This is a genomic window from Amycolatopsis sp. NPDC114503 (assembly GCF_055633655.1).
On record NZ_JBVKDT010000002.1, the window covers coordinates 944,372 to 965,201 of the forward strand.

At 70.6% G+C, this 20,830-nt stretch carries 18 protein-coding genes; 7 read left to right on the forward strand and 11 right to left on the reverse strand.

Annotated elements, in window-relative coordinates; all coding sequences use genetic code 11:
• The first annotated feature begins 26 nt into the window (after positions 1-26).
• Positions 27-383 (forward strand): hypothetical protein, encoded by a 357-nt coding sequence (locus ACZ7OI_RS12150; protein WP_470264203.1) that lies wholly within the window; start codon positions 27-29, stop codon positions 381-383.
• A 647-nt stretch (positions 384-1,030) separates the two neighbouring features.
• Here the strand turns inward: ACZ7OI_RS12150 and ACZ7OI_RS12155 are convergent.
• The 4 genes from ACZ7OI_RS12155 to ACZ7OI_RS12170 all read right to left on the reverse strand — a co-directional run bounded on the left by ACZ7OI_RS12155 (position 1,031) and on the right by ACZ7OI_RS12170 (position 5,774).
• On the reverse strand, positions 1,031-2,623 hold the full coding sequence (locus tag ACZ7OI_RS12155) for an FUSC family protein (protein ID WP_470264204.1): 1,593 nt from the start codon (positions 2,621-2,623) through the stop codon (positions 1,031-1,033).
• Positions 2,624-2,898: 275 nt separating this feature from the next.
• Positions 2,899-3,339, reverse strand: coding sequence for an Asp23/Gls24 family envelope stress response protein (locus ACZ7OI_RS12160; RefSeq protein WP_470264205.1), 441 nt, complete (start codon positions 3,337-3,339; stop codon positions 2,899-2,901).
• A 57-nt stretch (positions 3,340-3,396) separates the two neighbouring features.
• Positions 3,397-5,568, reverse strand: coding sequence for an ATP-binding protein (locus ACZ7OI_RS12165; RefSeq protein ID WP_470264206.1), 2,172 nt, complete (start codon positions 5,566-5,568; stop codon positions 3,397-3,399).
• Between the two features lie 62 nt (positions 5,569-5,630).
• A complete protein-coding gene (locus ACZ7OI_RS12170) occupies positions 5,631-5,774 on the reverse strand; it encodes a hypothetical protein (RefSeq protein ID WP_470264207.1) in 144 nt (47 codons plus the stop codon).
• A 505-nt stretch (positions 5,775-6,279) separates the two neighbouring features.
• Between ACZ7OI_RS12170 and ACZ7OI_RS12175 the strand changes: the two genes are divergently transcribed.
• Together ACZ7OI_RS12175 and shbA are read left to right on the forward strand one after the other, a co-directional pair.
• A complete protein-coding gene (locus tag ACZ7OI_RS12175; RefSeq protein ID WP_470264208.1) occupies positions 6,280-7,239 on the forward strand; it encodes a hypothetical protein in 960 nt (319 codons plus the stop codon).
• 290 nt (positions 7,240-7,529) lie between these two features.
• Positions 7,530-8,180: an RNA polymerase sigma factor ShbA gene (gene shbA / locus ACZ7OI_RS12180; RefSeq protein ID WP_470264209.1), complete on the forward strand. Its 651-nt coding sequence runs from the start codon at positions 7,530-7,532 to the stop codon at positions 8,178-8,180.
• Between the two features lie 115 nt (positions 8,181-8,295).
• Here shbA and ACZ7OI_RS12185 read toward each other — a convergent pair whose 3' ends face one another.
• On the reverse strand, positions 8,296-8,712 hold the full coding sequence (locus ACZ7OI_RS12185) for an STAS domain-containing protein (protein WP_470264210.1): 417 nt from the start codon (positions 8,710-8,712) through the stop codon (positions 8,296-8,298).
• Between the two features lie 260 nt (positions 8,713-8,972).
• On the opposite strand from ACZ7OI_RS12185, the gene ACZ7OI_RS12190 reads away from it, so the two are divergent.
• A complete protein-coding gene (locus ACZ7OI_RS12190) occupies positions 8,973-9,680 on the forward strand; it encodes a S1 family peptidase (protein WP_470264211.1) in 708 nt (235 codons plus the stop codon).
• Between the two features lie 49 nt (positions 9,681-9,729).
• On the opposite strand, the gene ACZ7OI_RS12195 is transcribed toward ACZ7OI_RS12190, so the two are convergent.
• The 4 genes from ACZ7OI_RS12195 to ACZ7OI_RS12210 form a co-directional block, all read right to left on the reverse strand.
• Entirely contained in the window at positions 9,730-13,089 is a 3,360-nt protein-coding gene (locus ACZ7OI_RS12195; protein WP_470264212.1) for an ATP-binding protein, read from the reverse strand.
• Complete coding sequence (locus tag ACZ7OI_RS12200) at positions 13,086-13,712, reverse strand: hypothetical protein (RefSeq protein WP_470264213.1); 627 nt, start codon at positions 13,710-13,712, stop codon at positions 13,086-13,088. The genes ACZ7OI_RS12195 and ACZ7OI_RS12200 overlap by 4 nt, the downstream gene beginning before the upstream one ends.
• Positions 13,713-13,777: 65 nt before the next feature.
• Entirely contained in the window at positions 13,778-15,385 is a 1,608-nt protein-coding gene (locus ACZ7OI_RS12205) for a KGGVGR-motif variant AAA ATPase (protein ID WP_470264214.1), read from the reverse strand.
• A gap of 4 nt (positions 15,386-15,389) precedes the next feature.
• Positions 15,390-15,965 (reverse strand): toll/interleukin-1 receptor domain-containing protein, encoded by a 576-nt coding sequence (locus ACZ7OI_RS12210; RefSeq protein ID WP_470264215.1) that lies wholly within the window; start codon positions 15,963-15,965, stop codon positions 15,390-15,392.
• A gap of 190 nt (positions 15,966-16,155) precedes the next feature.
• Here ACZ7OI_RS12210 and ACZ7OI_RS12215 point away from each other — a divergent pair, with 190 nt between their 5' ends.
• Positions 16,156-17,124, forward strand: a complete 969-nt coding sequence (locus ACZ7OI_RS12215) for an SEFIR domain-containing protein (protein ID WP_470264216.1) — start codon at positions 16,156-16,158, stop codon at positions 17,122-17,124.
• 362 nt (positions 17,125-17,486) lie between these two features.
• Here ACZ7OI_RS12215 and ACZ7OI_RS12220 read toward each other — a convergent pair whose 3' ends face one another.
• A complete protein-coding gene (locus ACZ7OI_RS12220) occupies positions 17,487-18,392 on the reverse strand; it encodes a serine hydrolase (RefSeq protein ID WP_470264217.1) in 906 nt (301 codons plus the stop codon).
• Between the two features lie 4 nt (positions 18,393-18,396).
• Positions 18,397-19,281, reverse strand: a complete 885-nt coding sequence (locus ACZ7OI_RS12225; RefSeq protein ID WP_470264322.1) for a LysR family transcriptional regulator — start codon at positions 19,279-19,281, stop codon at positions 18,397-18,399.
• Between the two features lie 105 nt (positions 19,282-19,386).
• Between ACZ7OI_RS12225 and bla the strand changes: the two genes are divergently transcribed.
• Positions 19,387-20,274 (forward strand): class A beta-lactamase, encoded by an 888-nt coding sequence (gene bla, locus ACZ7OI_RS12230; RefSeq protein ID WP_470264218.1) that lies wholly within the window; start codon positions 19,387-19,389, stop codon positions 20,272-20,274.
• On the forward strand, positions 20,271-20,792 hold the full coding sequence (locus ACZ7OI_RS12235; RefSeq protein ID WP_470264219.1) for a D-alanyl-D-alanine carboxypeptidase family protein: 522 nt from the start codon (positions 20,271-20,273) through the stop codon (positions 20,790-20,792). Before bla ends, ACZ7OI_RS12235 begins: the two co-directional genes overlap by 4 nt.
• The last annotated feature ends 38 nt before the right edge of the window (positions 20,793-20,830 follow it).

The window sequence follows — 20,830 nt, forward strand, 5'->3', positions numbered from 1 at the left end:
CCGTTGCCCGCGCCTACACCGCGTCGATGACCAGCATCCGAGGCCGACGCGTGCACCGCCTGGTGACGCGCTGGCTGGCCGGTTACGACCACGTCCTGCCCACCGTCACCGCCGACGGCACCCCGGCCCTGCTGGCGCTGTCCTCCGACGGTCGAGCCGCCTTCTGCCACAGCGACGGCCGCGGCTCGTCAGCAGACGTGGTCACGTGCGGCCCGACGCCCGGGATCACCCTGACTTCCGCGCACGACCTCACGAAGGATTCGCTGCCGGTGCTGAGCTGGACGGTCCGGCATCCGGGATTGCTGGAGGTCGCGGGCCCGCTGACGATCACCCCGGGCGACGCGGATCGGGAGGAAATCGAGGCGGCGCTGCGTCCTCGGTGATCGGTGGGTTGCGGGCGTTGCACGCTGGAGCGGGTGGCTCGGAGTCTGTGCGTGGCTGGTGCGCGGTCTGGCTTCGAGGCGCTCGCTGGGGCGGCGGACGACAGCCGGGCAGTGACGGTGAAGCGGCCTGGTCAGCACGCGTCGGTCGGCGGACCGGCCACAGGCAGATCCGTCGGCCCGGTGCCCGGTGCCGGGGTTGTGGAGTTCCGGTGCAGGAGCGCCCGGATGCCCGGTGCCCGGATGGCCGGGCCGGGGTTCCGGTTCCGGGAGGCAAGCAAGCCCGAGCCCACCTCGCCAGGCAGCAGTCTCGCGCGAGCCAACCCGAGGTTGCGGTGCTCGTCGTCCAAGACTGGCCAGCGGAGCTTCGCCGACCAGCCTCAGGGAGCTCGGCAAACATCAGCGCAGCCTTGGACCTCGCCAACCCACCCATCTGCAGGCACATTCGGCAGACACGTCCACCGGCCTCCCCAGAGGCATCCCGGCCGTGTATCAGCCTCCCCAGAGGCATCCCGGCCGTGTATCAGCCTCCCGAGGGGCATCCCCGCCGAGTATCCGTCGTCGGGCGAGCCAGGCACGGGCACTTTCACCGAACACGGCAACCCGCGCAGCCCGAGCAACCCGCGCGACCCCGAGCCACCGCCCCAGCCTCACCGGCCGAACGCGCTCCTCCACCGTTCCACGTCCCGCACCCCGTCGTCCGGCGCGGACCAGCAGGACTGGAGCAAGTCATAACCGTCGTGGACCAGGGCCGCGTGGGCGGGCCAGCGCTCGGCGGCCCAGCCGGGTTCGTTGTGCACCGAATCCACTCCCGCGCGGGTCGCGCCCTCCAGTTCGAACTGGAGGTCCCGGCGCGCAGCCGCACGCGGGACCGGCGCACCGGCCAGTACCGCACGCGCGGCGGCGCGAACGCGAGATCCGGTCCAGGCCAACGTCTTCCGGTGCGCCCGCGGCACCACCGCGTACTGCACGACGACCGCCACCGCGACCCCGATCGCCGTCTGGGCGAAGCGGTCCGCCACCGCGGGCCACACCGGGCCCGGTGCGCTCGCCACTCCGGCGGCCAGCAGCGCGAGCGGCGTGATGACCACCGTCGCGACCGCGTAATTCCGCGGCACCACCAGTTCCACACAGAACTGCAGCACCGCCAGGATCACGATCAGCACGATCCCGGACGGCGCGATCGTCATCACCAATCCGAACAGCACCAGCCCGGCCGCGGTCCCGACAAACCGGTGCAGCGCACGCACATTCGCCCGCCGCCGGTCCAATCCCTGCTGCAGCACCACCAACGCGCTCAGCACCGCCCAATGCGGCCGTCCGAACCCGACTGCCACCGCCAGTTCCCCGGCCACCACGCACCCCGCGCCGACGCGCAACGCCGTCAGCGCAGCATGCGACCGCAACGGAACCGCGCGCCGCAACCGGTACCCGATGCTCGGTCGCGGCAACGGCAGCTTCCCCGGCGGCAGCTCGACGGACTCGCCCGGCGAAGCGTCCGCAAACCTCCGGTGGGCGGCAAGCAACGTCGCGACCAGATCCGGCTTCGTGCCCCGGCGCGGATGTCCCGCGTCGTGCAACGCAGTCCACGCCGCCGACACCGCGGCACCGGCAGCGTGCCGAGCCTCGGCCGTCTTCCGCTCCGCCGAGATGAACGCGTCGACCGCCCGCACCGCACGTTCGACGGCTGTCCGCTCCGGCTTCGTGCGATCGGCCAGCACCCCGACCATCGACACCGCGACCGACGACCCGACCCCCGCCGCGGCGCACCCCAGCACCGCCCACGGCCGGGCTCCGGCCTCGACCGCCGCCTGCGCACCCGCACAAACGAGCGCGAAGAACAACGGCCCCGGCGGCCCGAGCCGCAACGCGTCGACGACGTAGGTCGCCAGCACCGCGACCGCCGAAACCACCAGGACGGACACCGGCCCCGGCGGAACCACAGTCCCCGCCGAAGCACCCAACGCGGCCGCCGCGAGCAACCCGGCCCCGGCAGTCGCCACAACGCCCGCCCGAACCCGGTACGGCCGCCCCTCGCCGTACAAGACCGCGAACGTCCCGAGCGTGACGAACAACGCGGACGCCGACGCACCCGCCAGCACCAGCGCGATCCCCGGAACGGCCACCGCCGCGGCAGCCCGCAACCCCGCCGACCATCGCCTTCCGACCGGCGGCAAAGCGAACATCAGCGCCCGAAACCCCGCCACGCGAGGCAACTGCTCAACCGGCTCGGGCGATCCCATCCGCCCATCCCAACACGCCGCCGCCCGCCCCGAAACCCCGGCCGCACCAGCCAGAGACGACGGGCACACTGCGGGCGTGAAGTGCGCCTCGGTCTGGCTCCGCCGTCGAAACGCCTAGCCTCCGGAGGGAAGGGCAGCCGCCGACCCAGCCAGTGCGGCCGCGGGCGCATTCAGCCGCGACAGCCTGAACGTTCCTCCCGGCAAATACTTCCGGCGCACTTCCCGGCCAAGCAGGAGCAGCGCGCCGCCGCCAGTACCGTCAGCTGCAGGCTGGTTCACTCCACCCTCCCGGACTCCGCCGCCCCCTCCTCCCCGTCCTCCGGCAAGTGCAGGTCCGTCACCGCGATGTTCACCTCCACCACCTCCAGCCCGGTCATGTGTTCCACCCCGGTGACCACCCCGCGGCGAACCGAGCGGGACACGTCGGCGATCGAGGCTCCGTATTCGACCACTACCTGCAGGTCGACGGCCGCCTGCTTCTCCCCCACCTCGACCGACACGCCCTGGCCCGCTGACGCCGTCGCGCCGGGGATGCGGTCCCGGATCGCCGAGAAGGCCCGCGCCGCACCGCCGCCGAGGGCGTGGACTCCGGGGACCTCGCGGGTGGCCAGCCCGGCGATTTTCTGGACCACGACGTCCGCGATCGCGGTCTGGCCCTGGTCAGCGGCGAGTCCGGGCTTCCGCGGTTCCGTCTTGCTCGCAGTCGAGTCGGTCATCGTCTCTCCCTCGTCGGATGAACACGTCGTCAGGAGGACACCCGCCGTCCGGGAAGCTCACGCACTCCGGGGATATTCAGCGCGCGCAGCCGCCTCGCCCACGGTCACCGGGTCCAGGCCGGGGTGCGCGGCCTCAGCTCGTTCCCACAGCGAGGCGGCCTCTCCCTCGATCCCTTGCGCCGCAGCGACATTTCCCAAACCCAGGTAAGCCCGCGCCGCCTCATGGGTGCTCCCGCAGGACTCTGCGCGAGCCGCGGCTTCCCGGTACGCCGACTCGGCGCCGGAATGATCCCCGGAGCGGAATCGCGCCCAGCCGAGGCAGTTCAATCCCATGACGACGTCCAGTTCCAGCCCCAGCTCTTCGAACACCGCCAGGGTTTCCTCGACGAGCTGCGCAGCTTCGGCCGGACGTCCCAATGCCGTCAGGACCAGCGCGACACCCCGCGTCGTGATGGCACCGCTGCGCCGGTTGCCGGTCAGGTCGTAGAAATCAGCTGCGGAACGCAAGTCCCGCAAGGCCTGTTCGTGATTGCCGCGGTAGTGCTCAGCCCAGGCGGAATGCGCCAGCGCGGTCGCTTCGCCGTGACGATCGCCGATTTGCCGGTACTCCGCCAAAGCCTGGCTGTAGCAACGGGAAGCCTCGTCCAGATCGCCGCGGTCGACGTAGGCGATGCCCAGGTTCGCGGTGGTCGTGGCGGCGGCCCATCTGTTGCCGACAGCCTCGGCGGCGGTGCGCGCCCAGCGGTGCGTCGCGATCCACGGGTCCCACAGTTTGGTCAGGTAGAAGAAACCGCGCAGGAAAAAGGCCAGTTGCCAGCATCGGTCGGTCTCGCCCGCCCGGCGGCAGAGCGCGACGAGGTTCGGCCATTCGGCGCGGAACCAGGCGATCGCGCTTTCCTGGTCCGGGAATTCGACCTCCGGCAGCCCCTCCGGGCAGATCACCTCCGGGCGGTAACGCGGGCCGCTCAACGTCCGGTCGGCGCGTTCCGCGGCGGCGACGGAGAAATCGGCCAGGCGGCGGAATGCGTCCTCGTCGGTCACGCCTGAAGCAGCGAAAACCCTTACCAGGTCGTGGAAACCGAACCGGCCCAGTTCCGGCTGGGTGAGCAGGTACGCCTGGTGCAGGCGGTCCAGCAGGCGTTCTGCCTCCCGCGAATCCAGGGATCCCAGCGCCTGCGCGGCGGTGACGTCGAAGTCCGGGCCGGGGTGCAGGGCGAGCAGGCCGAACAGCCGCGCTTCCGGCTGGTCCAGTTGGCGAACCGACAAGCGGAACGCGGCGGCAAGGCTTCGTTCGCCGTCGTCCAGTTCGCCCAGTCGGCGGGTCTCGTCGGCCAGGCGACGCTCCAGCTCCGCGACATCCCACGCCGGGTGGGCGCGCAGGCGGGCGGCGGCGATCCGGATTGCCAGCGGGAGGCGGCCGCAGCGGCCGGCGATGCGCAGGGCGGCGTCGGGGGTCGCGCCGGTCAAAGCCGCGACCAGCTCAGCGGCGGAAGCGGAGGGGAGGACGCCCAGCGAGACGTGCTTGGCTTCGTCCAATGCGGGCAGACGGGAGCGGCTGGTGATCACGACGCGGCATTTCGGTTCGGCGGGCAGCAGCGGGCGCACTTGCCCCGTGCTGCCCGCGTTGTCCAGCACCAGCAGAAAACTCCGGCCGCGCAGGCAAGTCCGGAAGAGCGCGGCGCGGTCGTCGGCATCGGCGGGGATCCGTTCGGCGGGCACCTCCAGGATCCGCAGCAGACGGTCGTGGGCGTCGGCGGGCGTGACCGGATCGTCGGAAGTGCCGCGCAGGTCCAGGAAGAGGCTGCCGTCGGCGAAGGACGCTTCGTGCCGGTACGCGCAGCGCACCGCCAGCGCCGTTTTCCCTGCCCCGCCCATCCCCGAAATAACGCAGACGCCGCCGTCGGACTCGAGGATCTCGCGTACGGCTTGGGATTCGGCGTCGCGGCCGGTGAAGTCGGCGGTCACCGGAGGGAGGCCGGACGGGCGGACGTCCGGCCGGGTCCGGCGTTTCCCGGTTTCCGCGGGAACTAGCGCAGTGAGCGCTCCAGGAGTGCCGAATTCTGCTTCACATAAGGCTGCGAGTGCGGAATTCGGAGAAGCGAGGCCGGTTTCGACTTTGCTCAGGTATCCCTTGCTGTAATGCACCCGTCCGGCCAAATCGGTGAGCGACAGCCCGGCCGAAGTGCGCAGCCGCCGCAGTTCCGCCCCGAACGTCGCGCGCGCTGTCATCCGCCTCCACCCTCTTCTCGCTCCCAGTATGACGATCCGGCAGACGCCGGGCCGTGGTTTCGTCACGGCGCGGTCCGCACCGAGACCGGCGGCGCGACCGGCGCGGGCCCGCCCGGATGGCCGAGCGCGAGCCCGGACACGAGCGCGACCCCGGTCAGCCACAACGCCGCTCGCACCAGCAGAGAAAACGAACAGACGACCTTCACGGCAGCTCCTTCGGGGGATTTTCGCCCGCCTGATCGGCGGCTTGTCCCGAGAATGCGGGACCGTGCGGCAATCGGGGAAGGAGTTTCCTGTTTCCGCCTTAATCGCGTGAACGGGGAACAAGAGGCAACGCGGGCGCCGCATTACCCCGGGCCGCCGGGGACTGGGGCGAAAGGGCATATTCGGCTTCGGCGAGCCGGGAGCCAACCAGCACAGTAGACCCAAGACGCCTGCCGCGCAGCTTGCGAGATCGAAAACCGGCCAGCTGAACGTCCGCCAGCAGCGCGGACGAACCGCCCGTCGCCAATAGGGAGCAGTCACCCGCCGTTTCGGGAAGGCGCCATCCGAGCGAATTTCCGGCGCGGATAAACCCGGCCGCGCCAGCCGGATGCGGGAATGGGAAATCATTCCGGTCACAGTCCGTGCGCCAGTGCCGGGCAAGGCTGGACATCCCCGCCCGCATTGCGGAACAGTGGCTTCGGGCGGGGAGACGCGAGGGAGGAACGGGTGGAACCGAACGCGGCGGACTTGGTCGCGGAATTGAAAGTTCTCCGGAAGGGGCGCGGCGTATTCACCACTCCGCTCGGGATTCGGGTCGGCCCGGTCCTGCGCGAGGTCTGCGGGATTCCCGACCACGCGGAAAACGTCGAGATCCGCGACCGCCTCGCGCACGTGCTGGAACCGCTGGCCAAGACGCTCCCGGACGACCTCCGGATCGCCGTGCTCGCCGCGTTCGCGATGCACGAACCGGCGCGCAAGCCGTTCTACCAGGAGCGGGTGCACTGGGCCGCGCGCGAGCTGGACCGCGACGACCGCACGATCCGGCGGCGCATCGACGAGGGCATCGAGCACGTCGCGCATCTCGCGCTCGCCGGCCCGCGCGAGGGCGACCGGCGGCCCGCGCCCGACGGCAGCTGGCACACCGAACTGCTGCGCGTGTCCCTCGCCCTGGACCAGGAGCGGCCGGAGGTGTTCGAGTTCCGCCGGATCGTCGCCGACGCCGACGAGATCGCCGAACTGGACCTCGCGCTCACCCTCACCACCACGTCCGCGACCTCCGGGCCGGTGCGGGAAAGCGACCTGGACGTCGACGTCTTCCACGGCGGCACGCTCGTGCGCCGCGCGATGGAGTCGAACGACCGGGTCGGGCTGGCGCTGCAGCTGGCCGAGCCGTTGCCGCGCGGGAAAACGCACGACCTCGCGCTGCGCTTCCGCGCGGAATTCCGGCATCCGCACTACGTGTGCGTGCCGCGCCATCCGGTCGACCGGTTCGACCTGCACGTGCGCTTCCCGGCCGCGCCGCCGACCGAAATCGTGCGGCTGGACCGCGTGTTTCAAGACGACGCACGCGATCTGGGCGCACGCGGAGACGTGGTGAGCCCGGACGGTTCGGGCGAGGTGCACCTGCGGTTCGACCATCTCGCGCCCGGCTTCGCCTATGGCATCCGGTGGGACCCGGCCGGCTGAACCTCCTGCGCCGGCCGGGCCCGCGGCCGCGGTCAGTGCGTGATCATCGCGATTCCCCTTCCCGATCGGGACAATTCTCCGACCGCACCGGGATCGCCGCCGTGCCCGGACGCGCTACCGGCGGGGCGAAGCTGTCCAAGATCTGTCCAGGTCCGCGCGGAACTCGTTGCCGCGCAACGGACAGAAGCTGGACAACACCCGCGCATGCGCAACATCCGGGGCCGGACCGCCGACTCCCGGATCGAGCGGGCGAGACCACCGCGGCCGCCCGTAGGAAAGGAACGACCCCTATGCCCACCGCCACCGTGCCCGAACCGGCCGAAGGCTACGTCCCGCTCGCCGCGCTGCCGCGCCCTTCCGGGCTGTCCGAGCGCCTGGAAACCGTGGTCCGCGCGGCTCGCGACGGCGTCCCCGGCGCGGCTCCGGAACTGCTGGCGCTGCTGAAACCGGTGATCGCGCGGTACTGCCGGGCGCGCATCGGCGGACGCGACCTGTCGTACCTGTCGGCCGACGACGTCGCGCAGGAAGTGTGCATCGCGGTCCTGCAGGCGGTCGCCGGCTACGAGGACCGCGGCGGATCCTTCCTGCACCTGGTGCGCGCGATCGCCGCGAACAAGGTGGCCGACGCCTTCCGCGCGGTTTCGCGCGACCGCTCGCGGCCGGTGTCCGACGTCCCGGAGAACCCGGATCTGCGCGAGGGCCCGGAATCGCACACGCTGACCGCCGACCTCGGCGCGTCGCTGGGCAGGCTGCTGGCCGGGATGCCGAAGCTGCAACAGGAAATCCTGACGCTGCGCGTGGTCGTCGGCCTGACTTCGGCCGAAACGGCGAAGGCGCTGGGGATCTCGCCGGGCAACGTCCGGGTGACGCAATGCCGCGCGCTGGCGAAGCTGCGGGAGTCGATCCAGGAACAGGGGCTGGCCGAAGCGCTGCTCGCGTGAACTCGCAACATCCTCCAAGGTGGTCTGGACCACTCGCGAAAAAATCTCCGAAGTTCACCCGCTCGGGCCACCTCGCCGGTGCGGGCGGGCCCGAAACGACCGGATCCGGACCGGCTCAGCCCGCGTCGAGACGCCGTTTCATCCGGCGCAGGAACGCGATCCGGTCGGTCTCCACGCGGACTGCCGTGCGGTCCGGATAGATGTCGAACACGCCGGTCATGCCGGTTTCGGCGAGCCGGCGGCCCGCCTCTCCGGAGGGGTGCGCGAGCAGCCGCAGCACCACGCCCTCGGCGGCCGCGCGGTCCTGCGCGGCCCGCAGGACGTGGACGCCCGCGTCGCTCAGCTGCGTCAGCCCGGTCAGGTCCAGCACCAGCGCCATCGGGCGCTTAGCCAGCGCGAACGTCACCGCGCGCACCACCACCAGCGCGGTGCCGGCGTCGAGTTCCCCCGCCAGCAGCAGCGTGAGCACGTCGAGGTCGTCGTAGCGGTACGACGACTTCAGCCGCGCCGTTCCCTGTGAGCCGGCTTCCATCCGCGTGCTGCGCTCCCTGTCCAGGCGGGGCCCGTCGCGCCCGCTCGTCCACCCGACACCATTCTGGACCTCAAGGCATGGTGACCGCGCTCACAGTCCACGTCCGCACACCGCGAACGGCGGCTGCTCCGCTCGTCCTACGACGAAAGTCGGGAACTGTGTCAGCCCGACCTTCGGCGGGTTCCGTCATTTACCGACATTCACGACGGTGGGTCAGTACCTGACCATTCGCTCCCCGTACCCACCGGAGATGATCACCAGTGCGAATCGCGCGTACCGCCGCAGTCCTGTCCGGCTTGGCTTTCGCCGCCGTCGCCGCGGCCTCCCCGGCCGCGGCCGCTCCCGCCCAGCCCGCCATCATCGACGGCAGCACCGCCGACTCCCTGCACGCCGCCGCCCGCATGTTCGCCGGCGGCCAGGAACTCTGCTCGGCCACGATCATCGCGCCCGACTGGATCCTCACCGCCCGCCACTGCACCCAGGGCGCGGGCGGCAAGCAGATCACCTTCCACGTCGGCAGCCTCGACCAGACCCAGGGCACCGAGGTCTCCGCGACGTCGGTGCACGACTCCCCCGACGCCGACATCTCGCTGGTCCAGATCGACCAGAAGGTGCAGACCGAGTACGCGCCGCTCGGCACCGCGAGCGACGTCAACGTCGGCGACACCGCGCAGGTCTACGGCTGGGGCGCGACCTGCACCGACCAGCCGGAGATCAACTGCCAGTCGCAGGTGCTGAAGGTGGCGAACGTCCAGGTCACCTCGGTCGACTGCCCGGACGGCGCGGCCGGCGTGTCGGTGTGCGCGAACCGCGGCGACGGCATCACCGCCGGCGGCGACTCCGGCGGCCCGATGTACGCCAACGGCAAGCAGGTCGGCGTCGCCTCCACCAGCGACCGCCAGTCCTACACCGCCTACATCAACGTCACCCAGTACCGCGACTGGATCCAGTCGGTCGCGGGCGTCTGATCCGCGGACGGCCCGGGCCCGGACGGATCCCCGGGCCCGGGCCGCCGTTTCATCCCTCCCCTTTTCCCTCCCCCGCCCTGGCCCGCGCGAGCACCTCCTCGAGGCGCAGCGGGCTCGCCGGATGGTGGCTCAGGCACAGCGGCGTCGACACCCGCCGGAATCCGAACGCCTCGCCGGACACGTAGAACTGGGCCCGCTCCAGCCGCGAGATGTCCGCCACCGGGCTCCCTTTCGCCCGCGCCATCTCGTTCGCCGCGGCGATCTGCGCCGGGCTGTTGAGCCGCCCGAAGAACTGCGTCGTCGCGTTGCCGGCGATCTGGTTGTGCAGGCCCTTCGGCGCCTGCGTCGCGAACAGCAGCCCCAGCCCGTACTTCCTGGCCTGCGCGGCCAGCACGATCGTGCTGCGCGTGCTCGCGGTGAGCGAGCCCGACGCCGCGAGCGTCTGCGCCTCGTCCATCACGAACAGCGCCCCCAGCGGCCGGTCCCCCGCCGGATTCCGCTTGATCCACGCGAACAGCTCCATCTGCAGCTGGTTCACGAAACTCTGCCGCTGCGCCTCGGACGGCAGCCCGGCGAAGCTGATCACCGAGATCCGCGCCCGCTTGCCGCTTTTCGGGGTGAGCAGCAACGCCGGATCCACGGGCGTTCCGGTTCCGGCGAACAGCGGGTCGTTCACCATCGCGGCCTTGAGCAGCTCGGCGACTTCCGCGGCGATTTTCCTGCCGTCGTTGAGATTCGTGACTCCCTCGGGCAGATCTCCGAGGACGTCGATCAGCTCCGGCAGGCTTCGCGAGCCGGTGCGGGCGTGGTGCACGATCGTCTGCCGCAGCACGGCCAAGCCGATGTCGGCCTTCGCGGTGCTGCCGGTGAGCCGGGCTTGCGGCGCGAGGGCGGCTACCGCCACCTCGACCGCCGCGGAGAACTCGTCCTCGTCGTCGAGCACCCCGGCGAAATCCGGCAGCGGCTCGAACCCCAGCGGACGTCCGGTGGCCCGGCCCGGCGTCCACACGACGACGTCGGTGCCTTCGAGGTAGCGCTCGGCGAGTTCGGCGTCTTCGGGTCCCCAGCCGCTCGGCGGGCTCGGCCAAGCGTCGCCTAGGCGGGCGAGGTCGTTGTTGGGATCCAGCACGATGGACGAGACGCCGAGCAGCGCGCATTCCTCGATGATCCGGCGCAGGAGCACGGTTTTCCCCGACCCGGAACCGGCGAAGACCGCGGCGTGCTTGCGCAGAGCGGAGAGTTCGATGCGGACGGGCTTGCCGGAGCCGGTTTCGGTGCCGAGGGCGAGGGTGCCGTCCGGGGGCGGGTGGGTTCCGTCGGAACGGGGGGCTTGGGCGCTTCCGGTGCGGTGGGATCGCGGAGTTTGCGCTGGTGGCGGGGCGGGTTGGGGGAAGAGGGACGGTTGGGGTGCGGGGTTCGCAGGCCGCGGGGACTGGGGTGGCGGGTTTGCCGGTCCTTGGGATGCGGGTGCGGGGGTTGCCCGTCGCTGGGATGCGGGTGCCTGGGATGCAGGTGCCTGCTTTGCCGGTACCGGGTTCGCGGGCCGCTGAGCTGCGGGTCCCGGGACCTCCGGCGGACTGGTCGCGTCCGCGGCGCCGTCGGGACGAGGGACGGCATCGGGCAGGACCCCGGACAGCAGCTGGGAACGCCGGGCGGGCCTGCGGTCGATGAGCCACTCGTGGACGTCCGGGCCGCCCTTGACGAACATCTCGTCCAGCGCCCAGAACGTCCGGACGTCCGCTTCGGACATCTTGAGCCGCTTCCCTCCCGCGGCTTCGAAGGCCCGGAGCTCGGCTTGGGTCTTCTCCCCTTTGGACCACGAGGAGTTCCGGATCAGCACCAGATGCCGGTTCCCCGCGCCTGCCCGCAGTCCCGCCGCCGAACGGGCCTTCCGGAAGCGGCTGAGCACGGCGATCGGGTTCTTCGCCGAGATCGCGCGGAACGCCCAGTGTTCTTCGAGATCCGAGGCCTCGTCGAGGGTGTGGGTGAGCCAGGCGTGGAGTTCGTCTTCGCTGACGCGGGTGTCCCATTCCATCTCGTCGTCGCCGACCTCGGTGATCCAGCCGCGCAGCGCGGCCGACAGCAGCCGGGGCATCACCTCGTCCTCGACCTTGTGGTCGAGCAGCGCCGACGGGTCCGCGTCCGCGCGGAGCTGGTCGAACCACGCGTCGAGTTCGGTGAAGCGGTCGGGCTTCGGCTCTGGGCGCGCGGGCAGCACCGCGGGCGTGTCCGGATTGAACGTGGTCAACTCCTGCACGCGTTCCGCTCGTACGCAGGCGTCGATGTGCGAACCGATCCGCTTGAGGATCTCCCGCGGCGTGTTCTCCTCCCACGGCCCGTCGAAGGCCGAGGCCGCGACTGGCCAGGTTTGGTGCGGCGGGGTGAAATCCATTGTCGCGTAAGCGAAACCCAGCCGCCGTTCCACCAGCTGCCTGCCGACCTCGGCGTCCAGCACCCGGCCGAGCGTGAGCGTTTCCCGGAACCGGTCGGGCACCGTGTCCGCGGCTTTCCCCTTGATCTGCTGCCAGGTCGCGGGCAGGCAGGCGAGCACGGTGAGCGTCCGCCGGGTGATCTCGCGCAGTTCCATCAGCCCGTCGGCGATCTGGGCGACGAGCAGGTTGTTGTCCTCGCGGCGGCCGACCTCCTTCGCCTGCAGATCGGAAACGGCCAGCAACGTGTCGAGCTGGTCGACGCCGATCACGACCGGCCCGGTGAGCGCGAGCAGCCGGGTGATGTCGTGCACCTGGTCCGAGGCGGATTTCGGCTTCGCCCTGATCCCCCACTTGCGCCGGGCCCCGGATCTCGATTCCTCGAAGCGGCCGAGGTAATCGTCGCCGACCTCGTTCTGTGTCAGGTCTTCGGCGGCGTACAGCACCAGTGCGCGGGCGGTGTCCGCGCATTCGACCGCGACCTGCCGGTCCAGTTTCCGCAGTCCGATCAGGAACGCGTCGACGTGCGACCGGCTCAGTCCGCGTCCGCTGATCAGCGCCGAAGTGCTTTCCCACGGCACGTCGCCGCGCTCGCACACCCGGCGCACGAAGCTGCGCACCTGAGGTTCCGCCGAATCGTCCGAGCGCAGCAGGCCTCGCCGCAGGGCGTCGGCGGTGTCCTCCCAGAAAGCGTCGCCCGCGGTGAGATCGTCGAGGAAGAAGTAGCCGCCCGCCCGGTGTGCCGCCCGCCGCACCATGCCGAGCAGATGGGTTTTGCCGACCCCCTTCATGCCCTGCATGACCAGTCCGATGGGGCTCGGCCCGTCGCTCGCCGCGGCGTCGCGGATGCCTACGTCGATCGCGGCCATCACGTCGGGGTGCAGACCGTCCACATGGTACGGGGAATCCCGCCACACGTGGTCAGGAGTGTCCGCCCAGTCGAACCGCAGGGTCGCCAATACCGCCAGGTGTTCGATCATGACACCTCGATGGAAAGCAGATGATTGTCCTCACCGCCGATGCGCACGGCCGCCTCCTTGTCCTCGGAGGTGAGCGCCTTGCGGTTGGACTCGGGCACCAGATGCGCCTGGCCGGTCCGGCTCAGCTGCTTGAGCACCGCGTCGACCTCGGCAACCGCCGCGTCGCCCAGCAACGGGCGCAGATCAGCCAGGCCGACCCAGTCGCGGGGCGAGCGGGCGAGTTTCCGGTACGCCGTCCGGATCAGTTCTTCCAAGTCCGCCGCCTGCGGAGCGTCGCTGCCCGCGAACACCTCCTTCAGCGAAACCTTGTGCAACCGCAGATACTCGAAAAACCCGTGCAGCGCTTGATAAGCCACCACAGTCAACGTGCTCCGCACCGGTTGCGGCGGGGACAGCGCGGCGAGTTCCTCCTCGCACCATTCCCAGCCGTCGTCGGTGAGCTGGTGCACGAACGCGCGGCCGGATTTCTTGCTGCTGACGTACTTTTCGTTGAGCTTCAGCCGGTCCCTTCCGTCAAGCGCGAAGCCCGCGGTTCTGCGCAGGTCCGGGTTCGACATCTCCCGGCCGTGCACCATCAGCGCGATCATCGCCGCGGACTGCTTGTGGCTCAGTCTTTCGTGCATCCGCCGTCCTTCCTCGGGGCATCCCGGCCGCGGGCGCGGGCGGGGCGTTCTGGGGTCGAGCGGGTCTAGCCGTTCACCCGCACGTCGAGCACTCGCTGGGCCCACGCCAAGGCGTTGCGGACCCGTTGCGGCGGCGGCACCGCGCCGTCGTCGTCGCGGCGCGGGCGCAGCAGCACGGCCAGGTCCGCGCCGAGTTCTTGCGCGCGCACGCTGTCCCCGGCTCCGACCGCGGCCGGCATTTCGCTGGCGAGATCGTCGACGAGGTCCCACAGTCCCGGCCGGAGCCGGGCATGCACCGCTTGCCGCAGAAGGGAAACCAGATCGGACTGGCCGGTGTCGACCAGTGACCGGCCGGCGCCGATCTCGTCGGCGAGGCTGCGCGCGACCTTCGCCGGGCCGGTCGCCGGGCCGAGTCGCAGGTACCGCACGCTGCCGAGATAGCCGGACAGGTCGCGCGGGTCGGTGCCCTCGGTGAGCACCAGGATCAGCTTGCGGTCGTGGCCCAGCGTGCGGTGCAGGAACAGTTCCGCCTCCGCGGATTGCCACCGGCTCGCCTTGCCGTCGATCACCAGGCACAGGTGCTGCGCTTCGGCTTCCGCGCGGCCGAGCCGGGAGCGGTCGCCGGACAGCGATTTCCCTACCTGGATCCCGAGTTTTTCGAGTTCTTCCGCCACCGCCCTGGACGCGGTCAGGTTCGAGCGCGGCATGCTCACCTGGATGTCGTAAGCGAAATCCTCCTTCTGCGGGCGCACCGCGGCCACGTAGGCGTCGCGGTTCTCCTCCAGCAACTCGGTGCGGTCGAAGGAATGCGCGATCACCGCGGCGACCGTTTCGAGCGCGAAGCCGACCTGGTCCGCGCCGGGACTTTCCTCGTGCAGCACCGGAAGCTGCTCGCCGAAGGTCCAGTACGACACGTACGGCAGAGTCAGGTGCCGGGCCATCGTTTCCGGCGCGACGTCCTGGTCCAGCCAGGGTTCGAACAGGCTTTCGGTCTCCTCGACGCAGAACTTCCGCCATTTCTCCGAGCGGTCGTACTCCTCGCGCGTGTCGAACCGCGAGAGCACCGGCAGCACCGGCAGCTGCGGACGGTCGTACGGCAGGGCGTTGCGGGCGGCGTTGGCCCGTTTCGCGATGTCGACCGCGCCGCGGACGCTTTGCCGGTTCGCGGTGTAGAGGACGACGAGCCGGTCCGGCAGATGCGCCGCGCAAATGCCGCCGACGTCGGAGATTCCGGTGCGGCTGTCGAGGAGAATGTAGTCGTAGTTCGAGGTCCAGTGCTCCCGGCACTTTTCGAGATACGCGCCGAACCGGTTGTCGTACAGGCTTTCCCAGTCGATTCCCTGCACCTGCGCGGGATAGTCGAGACTGTCGCGGCCTGCGGCGAGGAAATCCAGGGTCCCCGGCGTGTTGTCGCCCGCGGCCAGCCGGAGGATGTGCCGGTCCGGCTGGACAGTTCCGGCCCGGAAGTCGGCCACCAGGTCCACCACGCCGCCGTCCGGTTCGCGGTCCAGCATCGGGCGGAAGTAGTCGCTCAGGCCGGGCGCTTCGAGGTCCCAGTCGACGCACAGCACGCGGTGCCCCCAGCGCGCGAGCAGCACGGCGATGTTGGCCAGCGCGAAACTGCGGCCGACACCGCCCTTGAACGAGTAGAACGTGATCACCGTGCCGGTCATCGGTTCAGAACTTCGGGACGCGGGAGGTCGGCGGGTCGTCCGGCACCGGGGTGAGCACGGGCCAGTCCGACTGCCACGGAGGAGCGGCGCTGATCAATTCCTCCACCTCCGCGGCGATCTCGTTCATTTTGTCGTGGAAACCGATGTACTTGGGCGAAACCTGGAAATGCTCGTACGGATGGTTCCAGTCGGTCAGGTTCTGCCACCGGCGCTGATGCGCGAACGGCGGGAAATTCTTCGAATCGGCGTAGATCACCGGATAGATCAGCGTGGCCGGACGGTCGCCGCCGGCGAGTTTCTCCCGGTGTGCCATCGACGCCCATTCGGCGAGGCACCATTCGTTGTAGAAGTACTGCCCGGACGCGACGGGGACGAGAATCCTGGTGCGCTGCAACGCGTTGCGCAGTTCGTCCGGCCAGCGGTCGCCGACCCGGACCGAACCGTCGAAGAACACCCGGACCTCCCGGTCGAGGTTCCCGTCGAGCAGTTCGCGCAGCCTCGGCTGGAAATGGTTGCGCACCCACCGGGCGATCGGATCGGCGGTCCGCAGATAACTGATGAAAACGTCATAGTGGTACACCTGGGCAGCGCTCCCCGTCGATTTCCGCGTCCTGGCGATCCGACCTCGGCCCCGACGATACCTTTGGCGCACGCCCGGACAAGGGACAGATTCTGGACACTTTGTGGCCGAAAACCCGCGCCCGCGGGCGGGACCCGCGAACCGGACCCGAAACTGGACCGGTCGCCGCCGCCGGAATTCGAGGAGCCCGATGTCCGCCCCCGCCGCACCCCGGATCTTCATCAGCTACGCCCACGACACCGCCGCCGAGCACTACCGGCAGGTCGGGACCTTCGCTACCTTCCTCCGCGCCCGGATCGGGCTCGACGTCCGGCTGGACCAATGGGACGACGCCTCCCGGCTCGACTGGTCCGCCTGGGCGATCCGGAACATCCGCGCCGCCGATTTCGTCTTGGTGGTCGCCTCGCCGAACTACCAGCGGCGCGCGGACGGCGAGGCTCCCTTCGACGAGGGCCGCGGCTCCCAGTTCGAGGCGCGGATCATGCGCGACGCGCTCACCCGCGACCTGGAGCGCGAGACCCGCCGCATCCTGCCGGTGGTGCTGCCGGGCGCTTCCGTCGAAGACATCCCGGCGTTTCTCACCCCGTATTCCACCACGCATTTCCGGATTTCGGCATTCACCGACGACGGCGTGGCCGGGATGGTCTCCGCGATCACCGGACGCAGCCAGAACGAACGCCCGGTGCGCGGGATATGGCGCGGGGCACCGGATTCCGCGGCCGGACCGGTCCTGGCGACCGAGCTTCCCTGGCGCGAGAAGAGCGCGGACATCACGGCCGGCTCGGCGCGGATCGACGGGATCGGCTACGAGCACAGCGTCGTTTTCCGCACGGCCGGGCCGACTTCCGGGGCGTGGGCGTTCGCGGAAATCGACCTCGGCGGCGCGTACGCGCATTTCACCGCCGTCGCCGGCGTGCTTGACGACGCCGAAGACGCGGCTTTCCAGACCGGCCTTTTCTGCATCCGGCTCGACGGCGAAATCCGCCACCTCGACCATTCCGCGTTCGGCAGCCCGCGGCACACCGAACTCGACGTCACCGGCGTCCGGCGGCTGCGCCTGGAGATCCGCCGCCCGGCGGCGGGCGTCTCCCCCGCGGGCCCGGCCGCCCGCACGACTCGCCCGGCCGCGCTGGCCTGGGGAAATCCCACCCTGCGCTGACCGCCCGGGCCAAGTCCGCGAGGGGAACCCTGGGGGAATCAGCGTCCCTCGGGGTTCCCCTCACGGACGCTCGACGGCGCTGTTTCCTGCTTTCGAGGAAACAGGAAACCCCTTGTCCGCTCTCGTTCCCGGACCGCATTCTGGGTGCACGCCGCTCGTTCCGGGCGGTTCGCCGAGAATCACGGAAAACCGAAAACCGCGAAATCACGTCATTTCGCGGCCGGGATTTTCCGTGCCCGGATCCGGGAGGGAGGTGCGCGGAAATGCAGACGCACGGAATCGTTCTCATCCTCACGCTGCTGGGCCTGGCCTGACGCGGAACCGGCCGGATTCGTCGCGAGGGCGGATCCGGCCGGACCCGCCTATCCGCGAGCCCGCAAATGGTCCCGCAACGCCCGCGCGACCCGCGTCATCAGCATCTCCGCCTCCGGCTGAACCGCCGCGGGCACCCGGGATTCGGTCAGCGCCGCGACCGCGAACGACTGGCCGTCCGCGTGCTCCACCACCCCGATCTCGTGCCGCAAATTCAGCAGCGTCCCCGTTTTCGAGGACCACTTGGCCGAATCCGACGCGAAATCCGGCGCGAGCCGTTGCCGCAGCAGGTTGTCGCCCATCAGCTCGCGCACCCGCGCCGACACGTCCGGATCGATCTTCGAGGGCGTCCACAGCGCGGTCAGCAGGTCGGCGAACGCGCGGGCCGAACCGGAACTCGCGCGCGAAACGTCCAGCTGCCGCACCGGATGCCCTTGTCCCTCGGTCACCGCGCCGATCGCGAGCGAGTGCGCGAGATGCACGTCGGCCGCGGCGAATCGTTCCACCGGCGTGTCGCTCAGCTCCCGCACCGAATGCCGCACCGAGATGCCGGTGATGCCCCAGTCCCGCACCGTCCGCGTGACCTCCGCGGGCGAGGTGAGCGCGAACAGTTCGTCGGCGGCGGCGCTGTCGCTGATCGAGGAAGCCAGGTACATCAGATCGGCCACCGCCACCCGCGCCGGATGGCGGAAGCGCGACAGCCCGGTCGGCCCCGCGGTGTCGATGCGGTCGGGTTCGATCTCCACCTGCCGCGCGCCGTCCAGCTCGCCGCGCCGGATCCGGTCCTGTGTCACCGCCACGAGCGGGACCTTGACCAGCGACGCGGTCGCGAACTCGAGATCGGGCTCGATCCCGATCTCGCGGCCGGACCCGAGATCCCGGACGAGGAACGAACCGCGCAGCCCGCCTTCGTCGAGTTCGTCCCGCAGCCGCGCCAGCAGCGCCTCAGTGTTCACGGCGTCAGTCTGCCGCAACGCTCGCGCCGAGACAGCGGGCGATCGCCGTCCGCAGCGGTGCCCGCACCCGGTCGACGTCATCGCCCAGCCCGGCCGCCACGTCGTACCCGCGCGCGAGCCGGACGCCGCCCGCCGGACGCCACGCCAGCCCCAGCTCCCGCGCCTGATCCGCCGAGCACAGCAGCAGATCCGCCGACCCGATCACGCTCGCCGCGGCCGTCGTCAGCGTCGCCGCGACCTCGACCTGCGCGGGCAGCAGCCCCGCCGCGTCCCGCGCGCGGAACACCCGGTCGCGGACATGCGGCACGTCGTCCTCCGGCTGCACCCACACCCGGCGGCGCGCTCCGGCCGCCCGGCCCGCGCGCAGGGTTTCCAGGTGCACCACGGCTTCGTCCGGCTCGGCCTCGCTCGCCAGCCCGAGCGGCACCGTCCACACCCCGTCCTCCGGCGGCACCGCGACGAGCGCGGCCCGCACCTCCTGCGTCCGGACCAGCTCCGCCCGCTCGACCGGCCCGGCGACGCGAAACTCCAGGAACACCTCGACCGTCCGCGCCTGCGCCTCGAGTTCGGCGAGATCGCGAGTGGTCGACGTGTCCGGGACCGCCAGCCGCAACGGCCGCCGGCGCGCGCGCTGAGCGTCGTGTTCCATCGCCTCGGCGAGCCGGACCAGGCGTTGCGCGGACGGCAGCAGGTCCCGCCCGAACGGCGTGAGCCGCGCGCGCCGCGTCGACCGGTCGAAAAGCCGCTCCCCCAGGTGCCGCTCGAGCGCGGCGATCCGGCGGGACGCCACCGGCTGCGGGATCTGCGCGATCGCCGCGCCCCCGGTGAAGCTCCCCGCCTCGGTCACGCTCACGAACGCTTTGCAGCAGCCGACCAGGTCCACGACCAGAGCTTATGCCAGATTCGCATCATCTCGCACAGAAGTGTCTTGGACCGCATGAACCGGCCAGGGGCACGCTGCTGGGGAGTTGATCGACTTCGGAGGGAGAACCCCGTGTTCCGCAGGCTGACCCTGGCCTCGTTCGCATTGGTCGCGCTAGCCTCGTGTGCCACACCAGCACCACCGGTCGCCACCGCGCCGCCCGCCTCGCCGGCCGCGGCCAAGACTGTCGTCCAGCCGGATTTCGCCGCGCTGGAAAAGGCTTTCGACGCCCGGCTCGGCGTCTACGCGATCGACACCGGCGACGGCCGCGAGGTCGCTTATCACGCCGACGACCGCTTCGCCTACGCATCAACGCACAAGGTGTTCACCGCGGCAGCCATCCTGCACCGAGGGGACGATCTCAACCGGACGGTCACGATTCGGCAAAGCGATCTCGTGCCCAACTCCCCGATTACGGAGAAGCACATCGGGGAGCCAATGTCGTTACTGAGCGTCCTCGACGCTGCGCTGCGTTACAGCGACAACACAGCGGATAACGTCATGTTCCGCGAAATCGGCGGTCCCGCCGGGCTGGCGGCGGAGGTCCGCAGGCTGGGGGATACGGTCACCCACGTGGACCGCATCGAGCCCGCTCTCAACGAGACGAGCCCTGGTGACGTCCGGGACACGACCACCCCGCGAGTCTGGGCCAAGGACCTGCGCGCCGTCGCGCTCGACTCGGGACTCCCGGCGGACAAGCAGGCCGTGCTCGCCAAGATCATGCGCGCCAACACCACCGGCGCGAACGTGATCCGCGCCGGCGTGCCCGCGGACTGGCAGGTCGCGGACAAGACCGGGTCCGCCGATTACGCCACGCGCAACGACATCGCCGTGGTGTGGCCGCCGAACCGCGCGCCGATCGTGCTCGCCGTGCTGTCCGACCACGCGAAGAAAGACGCGAAGACCGACGACAAACTGATCGCGCAGGCCGCGGCCGCGGTCGTGAAGGCCTTGCAGTGACCGGAATCTACCGAGTGGTCACCCACGTGCTCGCGGCGCTTTTCGTGCCCGTCGCGTGGGTGGTCGCGCGGGGCCGGGCGCGGCACGTCGCGTGCCAGTGGGCGCTGGGGGCCCGCTATCCGGCCGAAAACCTCTCCGGGCTCACGCCCGGCACGTACGCCGCGTTCACCGCGGCGCGCACCGAAGCCTTGTGGCGGCACGGAATCCTGCTCGGCCTGACGTCCGGCCACCGCGACGCCGCCACGCAGGCCGACCTGTTCCACGCCGAAGTGCAGCGCGCCGGTTCGCACGAACTCGCCCTGCACCTCACGCTCCCGCCCGCGCAATCGCAGCACGTGCAAGGCGTCGCGCTCGACGTCCGGCCGTACGAAGGCGCGCAGTGGCTCGAAGTCCACGGTGGACGGTTCGGCCTGTATCGCGTGTACGACAACGAATGGTGGCACTTCGAGTACCACCCGAACGGCCGCCCGCAACGGCTGCCGCACCCCGGTTACGCCACCACCCGCGCCGCCAGCTGATCCCTGGTCCGTCCACAGTGGACCGAGGTCACGAATAC